At 70.4% G+C, this 14,649-nt stretch carries 11 protein-coding genes; 4 read left to right on the top strand and 7 right to left on the bottom strand.

Features of this window, described 5'->3' with window-relative positions:
* Window positions 1-249 precede the first annotated feature (249 nt).
* The 4 genes from GT007_RS15870 to GT007_RS15885 all read right to left on the bottom strand — a co-directional run bounded on the left by GT007_RS15870 (window position 250) and on the right by GT007_RS15885 (window position 6,075).
* A complete protein-coding gene (locus GT007_RS15870; protein WP_160122608.1) occupies window positions 250-3,021 on the bottom strand; it encodes a phosphoenolpyruvate carboxylase in 2,772 nt (923 codons plus the stop codon).
* 85 nt (window positions 3,022-3,106) lie between these two features.
* Window positions 3,107-4,516, bottom strand: coding sequence for an NAD(P)(+) transhydrogenase (Re/Si-specific) subunit beta (locus GT007_RS15875; protein ID WP_160122609.1), 1,410 nt, complete (start codon window positions 4,514-4,516; stop codon window positions 3,107-3,109).
* Window positions 4,517-4,520: 4 nt separating this feature from the next.
* A complete protein-coding gene (locus GT007_RS15880; protein WP_160122610.1) occupies window positions 4,521-4,916 on the bottom strand; it encodes an NAD(P) transhydrogenase subunit alpha part 2 in 396 nt (131 codons plus the stop codon).
* A 10-nt stretch (window positions 4,917-4,926) separates the two neighbouring features.
* The gene (locus GT007_RS15885; protein ID WP_160122611.1) at window positions 4,927-6,075 is read right to left on the bottom strand and encodes a Re/Si-specific NAD(P)(+) transhydrogenase subunit alpha; all 1,149 of its coding nucleotides are present in this window, start codon (window positions 6,073-6,075) and stop codon (window positions 4,927-4,929) included.
* 216 nt (window positions 6,076-6,291) lie between these two features.
* Between GT007_RS15885 and GT007_RS15890 the strand changes: the two genes are divergently transcribed.
* The 4 genes from GT007_RS15890 to GT007_RS15905 all read left to right on the top strand — a co-directional run bounded on the left by GT007_RS15890 (window position 6,292) and on the right by GT007_RS15905 (window position 11,288).
* Window positions 6,292-7,122: a flagellin gene (locus GT007_RS15890; protein WP_160122612.1), complete on the top strand. Its 831-nt coding sequence runs from the start codon at window positions 6,292-6,294 to the stop codon at window positions 7,120-7,122.
* A gap of 79 nt (window positions 7,123-7,201) precedes the next feature.
* Window positions 7,202-7,579: a flagellar biosynthesis regulator FlaF gene (locus tag GT007_RS15895; RefSeq protein ID WP_160122613.1), complete on the top strand. Its 378-nt coding sequence runs from the start codon at window positions 7,202-7,204 to the stop codon at window positions 7,577-7,579.
* Window positions 7,576-9,048, top strand: coding sequence for a tetratricopeptide repeat protein (locus GT007_RS15900; protein ID WP_160122614.1), 1,473 nt, complete (start codon window positions 7,576-7,578; stop codon window positions 9,046-9,048). The genes GT007_RS15895 and GT007_RS15900 overlap by 4 nt, the downstream gene beginning before the upstream one ends.
* On the top strand, window positions 9,045-11,288 hold the full coding sequence (locus GT007_RS15905; RefSeq protein WP_160122615.1) for a tetratricopeptide repeat protein: 2,244 nt from the start codon (window positions 9,045-9,047) through the stop codon (window positions 11,286-11,288). The genes GT007_RS15900 and GT007_RS15905 overlap by 4 nt, the downstream gene beginning before the upstream one ends.
* Before the next feature lie 119 nt (window positions 11,289-11,407).
* Here GT007_RS15905 and GT007_RS15910 read toward each other — a convergent pair whose 3' ends face one another.
* The 3 genes from GT007_RS15910 to GT007_RS15920 are packed head-to-tail and all read right to left on the bottom strand — an operon-like array spanning window position 11,408 to window position 14,561.
* Window positions 11,408-12,139 carry a proteasome-type protease gene (locus GT007_RS15910; protein WP_160122616.1) on the bottom strand — a complete coding sequence of 244 codons (732 nt, stop codon included), beginning with the start codon at window positions 12,137-12,139 and terminating at the stop codon, window positions 11,408-11,410.
* On the bottom strand, window positions 12,136-13,077 hold the full coding sequence (locus GT007_RS15915) for an alpha-E domain-containing protein (RefSeq protein ID WP_160122617.1): 942 nt from the start codon (window positions 13,075-13,077) through the stop codon (window positions 12,136-12,138). The genes GT007_RS15910 and GT007_RS15915 overlap by 4 nt, the downstream gene beginning before the upstream one ends.
* Complete coding sequence (locus GT007_RS15920; protein ID WP_457852344.1) at window positions 13,071-14,561, bottom strand: circularly permuted type 2 ATP-grasp protein; 1,491 nt, start codon at window positions 14,559-14,561, stop codon at window positions 13,071-13,073. Before GT007_RS15920 ends, GT007_RS15915 begins: the two co-directional genes overlap by 7 nt.
* Window positions 14,562-14,649 lie beyond the last annotated feature (88 nt).

The following is a 14,649-nucleotide window of genomic DNA, read 5'->3' on the forward strand; positions in this document are numbered from 1 at the left end:
GCCGCGCCACCTTCCACTTGCACCTCAAGGAGTGCGAGTTCAGGTACAACAACAGAGCCAGGAACCTTACTCGCCTCCTGCTCAAACTCTGCCGGGATAACCCGCTCTCCTAGTCGAGACCCTCAATAAGAAACACGTTCTCAAGATGTAGCACCAACTCCCCGGGGTCCAGGGCCGCTACGGTCCTGGCGGGGTTCCAAGGGGCAGCGCCCCTTGGTGGGGTCCAGGGGCAAAGCCCCTGGCCCTCCCTCACCCAAACGCCCCCACCTCATGCGTAATGCCCGCCGAGCATTCCCGCGTCAGCGCGAACAGCCGCCGCATGGGCTCGAAGATCACCTGATGTTCCCGCGCGTAGGAGGTGCCGGTGCGCGGCGGCGCGGCCTCCCCGAAATCCAGCCCCGAGGCGGGGTCAGGGGCGGCGGGGAACACCTCGGTCAGGATGGCCAGCACCGGCTCCACATCCAGTTGCAGGATGCGCCCGATCAGGCTGGCGCGGGTGGCGCCGTGGCGGGGGCTGAATTCCGGCACCTCCACCGCCAGCAGCCAGATGCGCTGGATCAGCGCCAGGCGCAGCGCGTGCAGCAGCACCAGCCGGTCGGGCATGCGCGGCAGTTCGGGCCAGCAGGCGCGCAGGTTCAGCGCATCGGCCTGCAACCGGCGGAACATGCGGCGCACATCGGCGGAAAGGCCCAGCTTTTCCAGCGCCTCGGCCACGGCCATCAGGGCCTCCCGCCGGCCGGGGCGGGTGGTGAAGCCCGCGCGGTCCAGCCAGGAGCCGGGGTCGAGCGTATCCACCCCCGCGCGCAGCACGCCGATATCGCTGGCCGCCGCCGCGTGGCTCGCCATCTCGATCGCGCGGGCGAAGCGGGGTGAGCGCGCGTGCAGGTCCTGGAAGGCATCGGGGTTGGCGACCGCCGCGCGGCCCAGCCCATGCAGCGTGTTCGCCAGCCAGCCCAGTTGATGCAGGATGGCGTTGTTCGGAATGGCCCGCAGCTGGGAGGGATGGGTGATGCGCGCGGCGCCGCCCATCCCGTCGCTCTGCCGCGCGGCGGGGCGGCTGCCGGTGCGGTCCAGCAGCCCGGGCCCGAAGGCGCCCAGCAGCGCGGCATAGCCCGGGTCCTCCACCAGCCCCTGCACCGCGTCGCGGGCGGTGGCGAAGAAATCGGCGCCCCAGTCGCTCTCGGCATAGATCGGGTCCGGCACGGCGGAGGGTGCCGAGAAGGCGTGTTCCGCGATGCGGGCGATGGTGGCGCGCGCCAGCGTCGGCGTGCCGAACAGCATGTAGCCGTCGCCGCCCTGAAAGGCCGTTTCCTCCCGCAGCCACAGCCCCGCGCGCGCCAGGGAAAGCCGCACGGCGGGCGGCGAGAGATACTCGAACCGGTCCGCCAGGCTGGCCGGGTGCCCGCCCCGGCCGATGCTCTCGCCATGGGTGTCGAACAGCACCAGCTCGATGCCCGTCAGCCCGTGGCGGCGCAGTTGCTCGGCCAGGCGCAGCTTCAGGCGCTCGGCCAGATAGCTGGCCGCGAGCTGGCCCACATAGCGCCCGGAATCCGAATAGCCGAATTGCAGCGCGAGCCGCCCGTGATGGCGCAGATAGTCGCGGTAATGCGGGCTGCGCAGCGCCTCCTCCAGCACGCGCTCGCCGCGTTCCAGCGCCTCCGCCGTCTCGAACAGGGGCGAGATCTCCACCTGCTCCGCGATGCCGAAACGCCGCGCGAGCCAGAGGGCGGCCAGCAGCGTGTATCCCGTCTCGGTCTCCGCGATCAGGAAGCGCACGGGCTGGCTGGCGTCGATGTGCTTCACGATCTGGGCGACCGTCATCATCAGCCGCGCGGCGGAGGCCTGTTCGCCCATCAGCGCGCCGAAATCCACCGGTTGGGGCGTGACCTCGGCCAGGGCGGTGTTGATCTGCGCCAGCACCCCCCGGCGAGAGGCCATGTCGTTCGGTGCCTCCGCCATGCCCAGGCGCTGGCGCAGCGCGTTGTGCACCTGCGCCGCGTTCAGCCGCACATGGGTGTGGGCCAGCGCCAGCCCATGCCCCAGCAAGCCGGCCCGCGCGACCGAGAGCGCGCGGCGCGCTTCTTCCGGCGCCGCCATGATGGCGGTGTCGAACATCGCGGCCAGGGGGGCGGTGTGGGTCAGCGCGGCCTCCCGCCCCTCGATCAGCGCGGTGGCGAAGGCCTGGACGGCGGCGGGTTCCTGGCTGTCGGGGCTGGCCGCGATCTGCGCGCCCACGGCGGCCAGCGCCTGGGCCACGCGCTGCCGCAGCGCCTCCGCCGCATCCCCCAGCGGGGCCAGCTGCGCGCCGAGGCGTTCCAGCTGCAGGCGCTTCATCGTCAGGCGCAGGCGCAGCGTGTCGTACCACTGGATGTCCGTGCGGCCATCCGTGTCATAGCCCACCCAGCTGGAGAGGATGATCGGCCGGGGGGTCAGTTGCAGCACGCGCTCCCCCCACACCGCGCGGCCGGCGTCGAACAGGGCGCCCGCCAACTCGTCCAGTGCGTCCCGCCCGCGGGTGATGGCGGCGGTGGCCTGGATGAACTCGTCCATCAGGGTGGGGGCGATGGGGCGGTGCGGCAGCCCCTCCGGCAGGGGGGCGCCGCTGGCGGCGGCGGCCAGCGCCTCGGCGGTGGAACGCGGCAGGCTGAAGGTGGGGTGAGCGGTGAAGACGGCGGCGAAGCGCGGGCGCTCCAGCGCCTCCCGGAACTGGGCGAAGGGGATGGGGCTGTCATCCGGGTCGGGGCGGATGATGCGCTCGGCGGTGGCCTGGAAATCGGGCGCGGGGCCGACATAGGCGCCCATGCGGGCTGCCCGGTCGCGCGCCGCCGCATCGGCCAGCTGCTGGATGATGCGCGCCACCTTGTCCAGGTCCAGCCGCCCGTCATCCAGCCGCCGGCTGATGGACAAGGCGATGGCCAGCACCGGGTCCCCGAACGGGTCCTGGTCGGCGGCCTCACGCGTCGCGTGCAGGCGGGTGAGAAGATCTTGGAGCTGTTCCTCGGGCATGGAGCCATGCTGCATGCGCGAAGGGGGGAAAAGCAATGCTGATGAGGGGGTTGGAACGAGAGGGCGCCGCCCTCTCATTCCCTCCCGCCAGGAGCCCCGCCTAGCGTTGCAGCGCCTGCACGATCTGCTGCGTCACCTTCTTCGCATCGCCGAACAGCATCATCGTGTTCGGGCGGAAGAACAGCTCGTTGTCCACGCCGGCATAGCCGCTGGCCATGCCGCGCTTGATGAAGAACACGGTCTTGGCCTTTTCCACATCCAGGATGGGCATGCCGTAGATGGGGCTGGACTTGTCGGTCTTGGCGGCCGGGTTCGTCACGTCATTGGCGCCGATCACGAAGGCCACGTCGGCTTCCGCGAATTCGGGGTTGATCTCCTCCAGCTCGTGCACTTCCTCGTAGGGCACATTCGCCTCGGCCAGCAGCACGTTCATGTGGCCGGGCATGCGCCCCGCGACGGGATGGATGGCGTAGGAGATGTCCACCCCTTCCTTCTTCAGCAGCTCGGCCATTTCGCGCAGCACCTGCTGGGCCTGGGCCACCGCCATGCCATAGCCGGGCACGATGATGATCTTCTGCGCGTTCTTCATGATATAGGCCGCGTCCTCGGGGCTGCCGGCCTTCACCGGCGGGCGGTCGCCGCCGCCGCCACCGGCCGCCGCCGCCCCGCCATCCGAACCGAAGCCGCCCAGCAGCACGTTGATGATGCTGCGGTTCATGCCCTTGCACATGATGTAGGACAGGATGGCGCCCGAGGCACCGACCAGCGCGCCGGTCACGATCAGCAGCAGGTTGCCGACGGTGAAGCCGATGCCCGCCGCCGCCCAGCCGGAATAGCTGTTCAGCATGGACACCACGACCGGCATGTCCGCACCCCCGATCGGGATGATCAGCAGGAAGCCGAGGCCGAAGGCCAGCAGCGCGATCAGCCAGAACAGCAGCGGGTTGCCGCTGGCCACGAAGCTGATGATCAGCACCAGCAGCAGCGCGCCGAGCGCCGCGTTCAGCAGATGCTGGCCCTTGAAGGTGATCGGCGCGCCGGACATCCGGCCATCCAGCTTCAGGAAGGCGATGACCGAGCCCGAGAAGGTGATGGCGCCGATGGCCAGGCCCAGCGACATCTCGACCAGCGAGCCCGCCTTGATATGGCCCCGGGCATCCAGGATGCCGAAGCTCTCGGGCGCGTAGAAGGCGGCGGCAGCGACGGCCACGGCCGCCATGCCGACCAGCGAGTGGAAGGCCGCGACCAGCTGCGGCAGGGAGGTCATCTCGATCTTCTGCGCGACATAGGTGCCGATGCTGCCGCCGATGAGCAGGCCCAGCACGATCAGCGAAATGCCGGAGAAGGACATGCCCGGGTGCAGCAGGGTCGCCAGCACGGCGATGCCCATGCCGACCATGCCGAAGGTGTTGCCCTTGCGGCTGGTCTCGGGGTGCGACAGGCCGCGCAGCGCCAGGATGAACAGGACCGAGGCGACGAGATAGGCCAGCGTGGAAAGCGTGTGCGCCATGGGTTCAGCCCTTCTTCTTGAACATCGCGAGCATGCGCCGCGTGACCGCGAAGCCGCCGAAGATGTTCACCGAGGCGAGTGTGACGGCGATGAAGCCGAAGACCTTGGCGGCGGTGGATTCACCCAGGCCCGTGGCCAGCATCGCCCCCACCACGATCACCGAGGAAATGGCGTTGGTGACGCCCATCAGCGGCGAGTGCAGCGCGGGGGTCACGTTCCACACCACGTAATAGCCCACGAAGCAGGCCATCAGGAAAATGGTCAGCAGCAGCAGGAAGGGCTCGGCGGCGGCGGCGGCGGGGGCCACATGGGTCTCGGCCACCACGCGGGCCTGGGCGGCCAGCGCCATCGCGTCCTGGGCCAGGGCGGCGGCCCGGTTGGCCAGTTCGGTCGGGTTCATCTCTGTCTCCTCAGGCCAGGCCGGGGTGCACGACGGCACCGTTGCGGGTGATGGTGACGCCACGCACCAGGTCGTCGTCCTCGGGCAGTTTCGGCGCCTGGGCGTCCTTGTCCCAGAAGGTGGTCAGGAAGGTCAGCAGGTTGCGGGCGTAGAGCGCGCTCGCGGCATTGGCGATGCGGCCGGGCCAGTTGGTGTGGCCCAGGATGGTCACGCCATTGTCGGTCACCACCACCTGGCCCGGCTGGGTCAACGCGCAATTGCCCCCGGCGTCGGCGGCGATGTCCACGATCACGCTGCCGGGCTTCATGCTGGCCACCATCTCGGCCGTGACCAGGATGGGGGCGCGGCGGCCCTGCACCAGCGCGGTGCAGATCACCAGGTCCTGCTTGGCGATGTGGGCGGCCACCACCTCGGCCTGCTTGGCCAGGAATTCGGCCGACATCGGCTTGGCATAGCCGCCCGCGGTCTGGGCCGCGCGGCTTTCCTCATCCTCATAGCCCACATAGGTCGCGCCGAGAGACTTGATCTCCTCCTTCGCGGCGGGGCGCACATCGGTGGCCGAAACCCGCGCGCCCAGGCGGCGCGCGGTGGCGATGGCCTGCAGCCCCGCCACGCCCGCGCCCATCACGAAGGCATTGGCGGCGGGGATGGTGCCGGCCGCCGTCATCAGCATCGGGAAGGCGCGGTCGAAGGCGGCCGCCCCCTCGATCACAGCGCGATAGCCCGCGAGGTTCGCCTGAGAGGACAGCACGTCCATGCTCTGCGCGCGCGTCGTGCGCGGCAGCAGTTCCATGGAGCACGCATCCACCCCGACGCTGGCCAGCGCATGGGCGCGGCCGGGGTTCGGCAGCGCCTCCAGCGTGCCGATCAGCAGCGCGCCGCGATGGAACAGCGCCAGCTCGTCGATCGGGCCTTCGCCGGTGCCCAGCGGCGCGCGCACCTTCAACACGATGCCCGCGCCGAACAGGGCGCTGCCGGCATCGGGCGCGATCTCGGCCCCCGCATCGGCATAGAGCTGGTCGGGATAGCCGGCCGCGAGCCCGGCCCCAGTCTCGATCGCCACGGTGCAGCCCAGTGCCGCCAGTTTCTTCGCGGTTTCCGGGGTGGCGGCCACGCGCGTCTCACCCGCGCGACGTTCCTTCAACACTGCAAGGCGCATTCATTCCTCCACATCCCGGGACGCGATCATGCCCGCATGCGGGCGATCCCGGAATGTTCATGCCGAGATGCCCGGGCGGGCGCAAGCGCCCTGCCATGACGGTGCATGCCATGTGCATGGAAAATGGGCGTTTACCGCGCGTTTAGACAGAAGTGCCAAGCATGCGCCCCAGGGTCCGGATGTCCCGGCCCCGGATTGTCCTGAGGAAAAACCCCGATGGCACTCAACAGTATCAATACCAACCTCGGCGCCCAGGTGGCGCTGCAATCGCTGAACCGCACCACCGATGAGCTGGCGTCGGTTCAGAAGCGCATCTCCACCGGCTATCGGGTGGCGGATGCGAAGGACGATGGCGCGGCTTTCGCGGTGGCGGAACGTGTGCGGGGCGAGATCGCCGCGACCACCTCCGCCAACGAGCAGCTGGGCGGCGTCAAGGGCCTGATCGACGTGACGAGCTCCAGCCTGCAGAACGTCTCGACCTCGCTGTCGAAGCTGAAGGAACTGACGGTGAAGCTGGCTGACGGCAGCATCACCTCCGACCAGCGGACGCAGTATCAGTCCCAGGCCAAGGAACTGACGAACAACATCAAGGCCTTCGTCACTGACGCCTCCTACAATGGTCAGAACCTGATCAAGGCGGGCGGCGCCAGCGTGAATGTCGTGACCAATGGCTCGGGCAGTTCCTACACGGTGGCGGCGTATGACGCGGAAGCGAACATCTTCAATGGCGTTTCCGGTGCCAATGCCTACACCGCCGGCGATGCCGCCGCGGCGCTGACCACCTCCGGCGCCGTCAACAAGGCCATCACCAACACTCTCACTCAGCTGAACACCTTCGGCTCCTATTCCAACTACGTCGACACCCAGATCTCGTTCAACAAGAACAAGGTCGATGCGATGGAAACTGGCATGGGCGCCCTGGTGGATGCCGACCTCGCCAAGGAATCGGCCCGGTTGCAGGCGCTGCAGATCCGTCAGCAGCTCGGCACCCAGTCCCTTGGCATCGCCAACCAGGCCCCGCAGGTCCTGCTGAGCCTGTTCCGCTGATCCAGCATAGGGCCTGGCAAAATGCCGGCCCGCCCCTTTTCCCTTCCGATAAGCCGTCAGCGCAGGAACCGCCCCCGCCATGTCCGAAGCCCTGCTTTCCGCCCAGGCCTCTCCCTCGCGCCATGCCGGCGCCAGCGCCTATGCCCGCCGCCGCAGCGCGAAGCAGCAGGAGGCCGAGGTGTTCGCCCGCGCCACGCGCAGCCTGCGCGATGCGATGACGGGGGATGACACGCCGGCCTCTCCCATGGCGCTGGCCCGCGCGGTCGCGGACAACCGCCGGCTGTGGGATGCGGTGAACATCGCCGTGATGGACCCCTCCAACCAGTTGCCGCGCGAATTGCGGGCCCAGATCGCCTCCATCGCCCGCGCCGTGCTGCGCGAATGCGGCGCGGAGACGCCGGACCTGGCCTTCATCGCCGACATGAACGAGCAGGTGGCGGGCGGGCTGTGGGCATGATCCCCGCGCCGCTGGTGCCCCCCTTGGCGGCCGCCCCGCCGCCCCCCCTGGCCGAGCGCCTGCTGGCCGAGGCCGGCCGCCTGCTGGAACGCGGCCACGCGCCGGAAGCCCTGCCGCTGCTGACCACCGCCGCCCGCATCGCCCCCAGCCCCGGCACCTGGCTGGCGCTGGGCCGCGCGCGCTTCACCCTGGCCGATGTGCCGGGCACCATCGAGGCCTGCGGCCAGGCCCTGGCGCTGGGCGGCGACAGCCCGGAGGCCCTGACCCTGCGCGGCCGCGCCCATGCCCTGCTGGGCGACAACCGCGCCCTGCTGGCCGATGCCGCCCAGGCCGTCTGCCTGGCCCCGCGCGACACCCAGGCCCGGACCCTGCTGGCCCAGGCCCTGCTGCTGGCCGAGGAATTCGACGAGGCCCTGGCCGTGCTGGGAGAGCTGTGGCGCGAGAACCCCGCCGATCACGGCGCCAGCCTGCGCCTGGCCGAGGCCTTCCAGCGCGCCGGCCGGTACGACGCGGCGGAGGAGCTGGCCGCCGCCCTGCTGGCCCTGCCGGACCTGCCGCCGGCCCAGCGCCGCCTGGCCCATGGCATCCTGGCGCAGAGCGCGCTGGGGCGCGGCGACCATGCGGGCGCGATCCGCGCCGCCGAGCGCGGCCTGGCCGAGACCGGCCCCGACATGCCCCTGCTGAGCGTGCTGGGCCACGCGCAGCTGCACAGCAACGACCACGCGGGCGCCGCCCGCCACATCGCCGCCGCCCAGCGCCTGGCCCCGCGGGATGGCTATCTGAGCCACCTCTCGGCCGCCTTGAATGAGGATGCGGCGGCCGGCCGCGCCCCGGACGGCTATGTGGCGCATCTGTTCGATGGCTACGCGCCCCGGTTCGAGGCCTCCCTGTTCGGCCTCGGCTATCGCGTGCCCGGGCTGGTGCTGCGCCTGATCGAGGAACTCCGCCCCGGGTTGAACGAGGGGCGCAAGCTGGGCGATGTGCTGGACCTGGGCTGCGGCACCGGGCTGGTGGGCGTGGTGCTGCATGACCTGCTCGGCGGCCGGCTGAAGGGGGTGGACCTGTCCCCCGCCATGCTGCGGGAGGCCGAGGCGAAGCACGTCTATACCGAATTGCAGCGGGCGGAGCTGGGCCAGTCCCTGCTGACCGACCCGGCCCTGTACGATGCCGTGATCGCGGCGGATGTGTTCTGCTATTTCGGCGAATTGCTGCCCGCCTTCACCCTGGTGCCGCAGCGCCTGGCGCCCTGCGGGGTGTTCGTGTTCAGCGTGGAGCTGACGGCCGGCGAAGGCTGGGAACTGACCGGCTCCGGCCGCTATCGCCACGCGCGCGGCTTCGTGGAACGCGCCCTGGCGCTGGCGGGGCTCTCGCCCCTGGTGCTGCGGGAGGAAGTGCTGCGCACCGAGAACAACACGCCGGTCCGGGGCCTGCTGGTCGCGGCGCAGGCGACGCCGGCCGGGCGCGCATGAACCACATCGCCCCGTTCCGGCAGGCCATCCAGGCGCTTTCCGAGGGCCGGCCCAGGGAAGCCCTGCCCTGGCTGCGGCAGTCGATCGCGGAGGCCGATGAGCCGGAGCTGGCCGGGCTGAACCTGGGCATGGCCCTGGCCGACCTGGGCGAGTTCGGAGAGGCCGAACCCCTGCTGCTCCGCGCGGCCCAGGAATTGCGGCATCTGGCGGAGCCGCATTTCCGCCTGGGCCGCATCGCCGCCCAGCGCATGCGCATCGCCGAGGCGCGGCAGCATTTCGACACCGCCCTGGCCGTGGAACCCGACCATGTGATGAGCCTGGTGGGCCTGGCCATGCTGGAGGAAGCGGCGGGCCACCCGCATGAGGCGCTGGCCCTGCTGGACCACGCCGCCCTGCTGGCCCCGCGCGACGAGCACATCGCCCTGTTCCGCCTGCGCTGCCAGGCTGCGACCCGCGAACCCCAGGCGGCGATGGAAATCGCCCTGGCGCTGCTGGCCCATGGCCAGGGCGGGGTGGAGAATGCGCGCCTGGCCGCCAGCCTGCTGCCCCCGGCCGAGGCCCTGCCGAAGCTGGAGGCGGGCGCGGCCAACCAGCCGGTGAACTGGCTCTGGAGCTTCGCCATCGCCCTGGCCCAGCATGCCGCCGGCGCCACGGAGGATGCGGTGGCCAGCCTGCGCCTGGCCAGCCTGCTGTCCGACGGCGCGCCGGCCGTGGCGGGGGAGTTGGGCATGCGCCTGGCCGACCTGCGCCGCCATACGGAGGCCGAGCCCCATCTGGCCGCCGCCGCGCGCGGCCTGCCGACCGATCCGGGCTTCCGCAGCCAGCACGGCATCACCCTGTTCAAGCTGCACCGCTTCGCGGAATGCCGCGCCGTGCTGGAAGCCGCGATCCGCGATTTCGGCCCCCTGCCCGCGCTGCTGGGCAATCTGGCCCTGGCGCTGAACGCCCAGGGCGCGCAGCAGGAGGCCCTGGCCACCGCCCGGCGCAACCCCGGGAATGTGGCGGGGCTGGCGAACCAGCTGGGCGTGCAGCCCTATCACCCGCGGGAAGGCTCCGCCGCCGCGCTGGCCGCCACCGCCCGCGCGCTGGGCGCGCTGCTGCCCCAGCCCAGCCTGCCGCCGCACCCGCGTGGCTTCGCGCCCGAACGGCGGCTGCGCGTGGGCTTCCTGTCCAGCCATTTCGCCCGCCACCCGGTGGGCTGGCTGACGCTGGCGGGCATCGAGGCCCTGCCGCGCGACGAGATCGAGGTGGTGTGCTTTTCCCTGCGCCCCAACACGGATGCGCTGGCGCGGCGCTTCCACGACACCGCCGATCTGTGGCGCGAATTGCCGAAGCTGGACGACGCCGACCTGGTCGAGGCGATCCGCGCCGACGCGCCCGATATCCTGGTGGATCTGGGCGGGCATGGCGAAGGCGGGCGCGTGGCCGCCCTGGCCCATCGCGCCGCGCCCGTGCAGGTGAAATGGGTGGGCGCGCAAAGCTGCTCCACCGGCGTGCCCGCGATGGACTGGATGCTGACCGACGCGCGCGAAACGCCCCCGGGCAGCGAGGCCCATTACACCGAGCGCCTGCTGAGCCTGCCCGATGGCTATGTGTGCTACGCTCCGCCCGCTTGGGCGCCCGCGGTGGGTCCCCTGCCCGCGCTGGCCCGCGGCCACATCACCTTCGGCTGCTTCAACAACATGGCCAAGATCACGCCCGAGGCCCTGCGCGCCTGGGCCGCGATCCTGAACGCCGTGCCGGGCAGCCGGCTGGTGCTGCGCACCCACGCCCTGGCCGATGCCGAAACCCGCGCCCTGGTGCTGGCCCGCGCCGCCGCCTGCGGCCTGGACCCCGCGCGCATCGAGACCCACGGCCCGGTGCCGCATGAGGAATTGCTCGCAGCCTACAACGACATCGACCTGGCGCTGGAGCCCTTCCCCTATGCCGGGGGGCTGACCGCCTGCGAGGCGCTGTACATGGGCGTGCCGCTGGTGGCGCTGGCGGGCAGCAGCTTCGCCGGGCGCCACGCGGTATCGCACCTGACCAATGTGGGCCTGCCGGACTGGATCACGGACAGCACGCCCGCCTATATCGCCCGCGCCATCGCCGCCTGCCGGGATGTCCCGGCCCTGGCCGCGCTGCGGGCCGGGCTGCGGGCACGGGTGGCGGCGTCACCGCTGATGGATGCGCCGCGCTTCGGGCGGAACCTGGCGGATGCGCTGCGGCGGGCCTGGCGGGAGAGGTGCCTGGAAGGGTAGTGTCCTGCCCGCGAAGTTCGCGGGATCTCCCGCGAACGAAGCGGATCAGCAGGCCGCTGAAAACCATGGCTCGTGGCCTGAGAACGAAATCCGGGAGATTTCGGAATCAGGACACGAGATCACCCCCACTCCGGCGACGGCAGCCCCACCAGCGCCGAGCGCAGCGCCCCCGACCACCCCGCCCGCACCATGGAAAAATACGAGTCATCCTCATTGATCCGCCGCCAGCGCCCGATATGCAGGCTGTCGCGGTCCATCGTCAGCAGGTCCAGCGGCATGCCCACGGTCAGGTTCGATCGCAGCGTGCTGTCCATGCTGACCAGCGCCAGCTTCACGCCATCCATCATCGGCGTTTGCCAGCCCAGCGCCCGGTCCAGGATGGGCTTGCCGTATTTGTGCTCGCCGATCTGCAGGAAGGGCGTGTCCTGGGTCGCCTCGATGAAATTGCCGGCGGCGTAGACCAGGAACAGGCGCGGCGCCTCGGTGCCGATCTGCCCGCCCAGCAGGAAGCTGGCGTCGAACACCACGCCCTGGGCCGCCAGATCCTTGCCGTCGGCCTCGTACACCTCCCGCACCGCGGCTCCCAGCAGGCGCGCGGCCTGGAACATGTTGGGCACGTCGGTCAGCTTCTGCCGGCGCCCGTCCAGCGCAACGCCTTCCTGCAGATAGCCCCAAGTGGCCTGGGTGATGGCCAGATTGCCGGCGGTGGTCACGCAGATCACCCGCTCGCCCGGCACCTCCAGCACCTGCATCTTGGAAAAGGTGCTGATGTTATCCACCCCAGCATTGGTGCGGGTGTCGGACAGCATGACCAGCCCGTGTTCCAGATTCAGGCCCAGGCAATAGGTCACGGCTCGGCCACCTGGATGTAGAAGCGCTCGATTTCCTGGCCCAGGGATGCCGTGTGCTCGATCACCCGGGTCAGGAATTCGTGCAGGCCTTCCTCCAGGATGGCCTCGATGCGGCCATAGGCCAGGCGCGCGTGCAGTTCGCCCGCCATGCGGTGGCATTCGCCCCGCCGCCCGCCCTGGTCGGCGGAGATCGCGTCCAGCTGCTCCTTCACCCGGGCGAAGCTGGCCACCAGGCTGCGCGGCAGTTCGGGGCGCAGGATGATGAGTTCCGCGATGCGCGTGGGGTCCAGCCGGTCCCGGTACACCCATTGATAGGCCCGGGTGGCGGAGACGGAGGCCAGCACCGCCTGCCATTGCGCGTATTCCGTGGCGGCGCTGCCCGAGAGCATGGCGTGGCGCACATCCAGCAGCCGGGCGGAATTGTCTGCCCGTTCCAGCGCGGTGCCGATCTGCACGAAGCGCCAGGCCTCATCGCGCAGCATGGTGTCGGTGGCGGCGCCGTTGCACAGCAGCACGCGCTCCCGCACCCATTCCAGGAAGCCGGCCAGCGCCTCGCCACTGGTCTCGGCGGGGGTCATGCGGCGCAGCAGGTTCCAGGTGTCATTGATGGCGCCCCACATGTCCACGGTCAGCGCCGTGCGCACGGTGCGGGCGTTGTTCCGCGCCGCCGCGATGCAGGAGAAGATGGAGGAAGGGTTGTCCCGGTCGCGGACGATCCAGTCCACCACCGCCTCTGGCGTCACGCCGGGGTGCTTGTCGAGGAAGCCGGCCTCCCCGCCGCTGGCGGTCAGGATGCCGTGCCATTCGGCGCTCTCATCCTCCAGCGCGACGGAAAGCGAGGCCATGCGCCCCGCGACACCCAGGCCGCGGGCGAGGTTGGCCGCGCGCTCAGTGTAGCGGGCCATCCAGAACAGGCTGTCTGCGGTGCGGCTCAGCATCCCAGGCTGTCCTCCTGGGTCTGTGTCTGACTTTGGGCTTGCCCCATGGGCGCATGCGGCCGGGATGGGCCGTCCTCCAGCACCCAGGTGTCCTTGGTGCCGCCGCCCTGGCTGGAATTCACCACCAGCGACCCCTCCCGCAGGGCCACGCGCGTCAGGCCCCCGGGCACGATCGAGATCTCATTGCGGCCGAACAGGATGAAGGGGCGCAGATCCACATGGCGCGGCGCGATGCCGGTATCCGTCACGGTCGGCACGGTCGAGAGCGCGAGAGTGGGCTGGGCAATGTAGTCGCCGGGCTTTTCGGCGATGCGGCGGGCGAATTCGGCGCGCATCGCCTCATCCGCGTGCGGGCCGATCATCATGCCATAGCCGCCCGACCCGCGCGCCAGCTTCACCACCAGCTTGTCGAGGTTGGAGAGCACCTCCGCCCGGTCCGCCTCGCGCTCGCACAGATAGGTGGGCACATTGCCGAGCTTCGGTTCCTCATCGAGGTAGAAGCGCACCATGTCCGGCACATAGGGGTAGATGGCCTTGTCATCCGCGATGCCGGCGCCGGGCGCGTTGGCCAGGGTGACGTTGCCGGCCTTGTAGGCGCGCATCAGCCCCGGTACGCCCACCAGGCTATCCTTGCGGAACACCTCGGGGTCCAGGAAATCGTCGTCGATGCGGCGATAGATGACATCCACGCGCTGCGGCCCCCGGGTGGTGCGCATGAACACCACATCGTCGTCGCTGACGAACAGGTCCGCGCCCTCCACGACCTCCACGCCCATCTCATCGGCCAGGAAGCAGTGCTCGTAATAGGCGCTGTTGTAGCTGCCGGGCGTCAGCACGACCACGGTGGGGTCGAGGCCCGCGCGCTCCGGCGCCACGGATTTCAGCGTGGACAGCAGGTGCTCGGGATAGCGGGAGACAGGGGCCAGCCGGTGCCGGGCGCACAGGCGCGGGAACAGGCGCAGCATCGCCTCCCGGTTCTCCAGCATGTAGGAGACACCGGAGGGCGTGCGGCAATTGTCCTCCAGCACGTAGAAGGCGTCGGGGCCGGTGCGCACCATGTCGATGCCGCTGATGTGGGTGTAGATCCCGCCCGGTGGCGTGAAACCCATCATGGCGGGCTGGAACGCCTCATTCTCCAGCACCAGCGCGGAGGGGACGATGCCCTCCTTCAGAATCCGCTGCTCGCCATAGACATCCAGCATGAAGGCGTTCAGCGCCCGCACCCGCTGCTCCAGCCCCGCCGAGAGCGATTTCCACTCACTGGCCGCGATCAGCCGGGGGATGATGTCGAAGGGAATGAGCCGCTCGGGATCGCCGCCTTCGCCATAGACGGCGAAGGTGATGCCGAGCCGGCGGAACAGCAGTTCCGCCTCGGCACTCTTGCGTTTCAGGGCATCGAGCGGGGTCCGCTCGATCCAGGCGCGGATCTCGGCATAGGTGGCCGCGGCCACCGCGCCGTCCCGCATCTCATCAAAGGCGGTCAAGCTCTTCTCCCCGTATCCTGCCCTCAGCAGGCCATGGGCGGGGCCGCAAGGCAAGCGGGGCGGGTGGCCAAGCCGCTCATGTCGCTGC

Source organism: Rhodovarius lipocyclicus (assembly GCF_009900765.1).
Taxonomy (GTDB): domain Bacteria; phylum Pseudomonadota; class Alphaproteobacteria; order Acetobacterales; family Acetobacteraceae; genus Rhodovarius; species Rhodovarius lipocyclicus.